This is a genomic window from Clostridium arbusti SL206 (assembly GCF_000246895.1).
Classification (GTDB): Bacteria; Bacillota; Clostridia; order Clostridiales; family Clostridiaceae; genus Clostridium_I; species Clostridium_I arbusti.
In genome coordinates this window covers 1-785 of record NZ_BAEV01000201.1, presented here as the reverse complement: position 1 = coordinate 785, position 785 = coordinate 1, and the positions used below count along the sequence as shown (strand labels likewise).

General features: G+C 20.9%; 1 protein-coding gene. It reads left to right on the top strand.

Annotation, left to right across the window (positions count from 1 at the left end; translation table 11 throughout):
• Positions 1-340 precede the first annotated feature (340 nt).
• The coding region (locus RH99_RS18050) for a hypothetical protein (RefSeq protein WP_010241822.1) at positions 341-785 on the top strand (445 nt) is incomplete at its 3' end.

Here is a 785-nt window from a genome sequence, read left to right as displayed (position 1 = left end):
TATTATGATATTTTTAGTTTTTTCAAAATAAAAGCTTTAATACTAATGATAAAATTTGGTATTAAAGCTTATTTGTATTCGTGGAATTAACTTATAAAAGTAAATAATAAAAATTTAAATATATAAATTTTATTAAAATTATACATTAATAATAGGGAATAGATGAGTTCTAAGCAAACTAACAATTACATAATGCATATATTGATTGTAATATATATGCTATTACAATCAAATTTTTTTATATAACTTTTGATTTTGAATAATAATTTGAAAAGTGAATAAAATATAAAATTGATAATTAAAATACAACATTGATTTTGCAGCAAAGGGAGTGAATAGTATGCCAAAAGCCTTTTTAAGAGAAATAATCTCGGCTACTGCAATTATAAGTGGGGCGATTATTGGTGCTATATGCAGTTATTTAATAGCTAAAAGTACAACTAATAAAAGTGTAAGAGTTCAAAATGAAATATTTAATGAAAGCAGAAAATTAGAAGATAATATAAGAAGAAAAAATACTTGTCAGTATGCTAATATACTACAACTAGATATATGTACTGCAATATTTCAGAGCATAAGATCAATAAGAAATATTGAAAGTAATGATGAAAATAAATATCCAATTTATATACCTGTAAATACTCAATACTCTAAAGCTATTGTATTTCTTACCGATAATTTTAATCTAAGGGAAATGAGTTATTTATATCAGTTATATGGAATTATAGAAAAAATAAATTATGATATAAAAGATTTAAATTATAATAATAACAAAGATTATAAAT